At 66.9% G+C, this 1,342-nt stretch carries 2 protein-coding genes; both read left to right on the top strand.

Annotated elements, in window-relative coordinates; translation table 11 throughout:
• Nucleotides 1-58: 58 nt before the first annotated feature.
• A complete protein-coding gene (locus ABZ707_RS33475) occupies nt 59-928 on the top strand; it encodes an IS5 family transposase (RefSeq protein ID WP_360182666.1) in 870 nt (289 codons plus the stop codon).
• A gap of 72 nt (nt 929-1,000) precedes the next feature.
• Entirely contained in the window at nt 1,001-1,330 is a 330-nt protein-coding gene (locus ABZ707_RS33470) for a hypothetical protein (RefSeq protein ID WP_360182663.1), read from the top strand.
• Nucleotides 1,331-1,342: the final 12 nt, after the last annotated feature.

The raw sequence follows: 1,342 nt of genomic DNA, 5'->3' as shown, positions 1-1,342 counted from the left end.
CTAGGGCGTGTTTTGAAAGTTGGCCGATCCCCTCGTCCCGTGCCGTGATGATCTCGGTGTGGGACGAGGGGATCTTTCTGACGAGCAGTGGTCGGTGCTGGAGCCGTTGCTGCCGGTTGCGGTGTTGGGTAGGCCGTCGGTTGGTCGGCGGAAGCTGATCGACGGTGTCCGGTGGCGAGTTCGGACTGGTGCTCCGTGGCGGGATCTGCCGGCGGAATACGGGCCGTGGCAGACCGTCTACGGACTCTTTCGCCGGTGGCAGCGCGATGGCACCTGGCCTGGACTGCTGACCGGGTTGCAGGCCCGGGCGGATGCAGCCGGGCTGATCACGTGGGAGGTCAACGTCGACTCCACGGTCTGCCGGGCCCATCAGCACGCCGCTGGCGCCCGCCACGACGGCCAGGGACAGAAGGAACCGCCGGGCGGTATCCATGCCGAACCCGACGATCATGGCCTGGGCCGGTCCCGCGGAGGCTTCACCACCAAGATCCACCTGGCCTGCGAACAGGACCAACGGCCTTTATCCCTGGTGGTCACTGCGGGTCAGCGAGGTGACAGTCCCCAGTTCAAGACCGTTCTGGAGGCCATCCGAGTACCCCGCACCGGGCCCGGGCGTCCCCGTGTCCGCCCGCTGCGAGTGCGGGGCGACAAGGCGTACTCCTCCCGCGCCAACCGCGCCTACCTGCGAAAGCGCGGCATCCGGTGCACGATCCCGGAGCCCTCCGACCAGGTCGCCAACCGCAAGCGGCGAGGAAAGGCCGGCGGGCGGCCCCCTGCCTTCGACCGCGAAGATTACAAAGCCCGGCACGCGGTCGAGTGCGGGATCAACCGGCTCAAGCGCAACCGGGCGGTGGCCACCAGGTTCGACAAACTCGCGGTCCGCTTCGAAGCCACCGTCCTGATCGCCGCGATCGGTGAATGGCTGTGACCTGCCGGTGCAGTCACTCCCGCATGCCATGCTGACCGCGACCAGGGCGGACAGGGCGAGGGAGAGACGACGATGGGGGCTCGGTACTACGGCGCTGACAGCGAGAACGGCGACCGCATCGACGATCCTTCCGAAGACGCTCTGTTCATGCTGATCAGCGACCTCAATGACTCCGGCAACACCTTCGTGGTCGTCCAGCCCGACGAGGACGATCCCGTCTGGTTCGCCTCGGTGGCGCTCCTGGACGAAGGCGGCTACGAGATCGTCCGGCGCGACACCACCCGCAACGAGCACGAAGTCACCACCTCGGCCAGCATCAACGGCATCGCACACGACCTCACCATCTGGATGGCCGCCCGCGACTTTCCCGGACAGCCAACCAGACAAGTCACCGACTTCTAAAACACGCCCTAG

The sequence above is a fragment of the Streptomyces sp. NPDC006923 genome, from assembly GCF_040635655.1.
Classification (GTDB): domain Bacteria; phylum Actinomycetota; class Actinomycetes; order Streptomycetales; family Streptomycetaceae; genus Streptomyces.
The sequence above is the reverse complement of the archived record's forward strand: the minus strand, read 5'-3'. Positions and strand labels throughout refer to the sequence as shown.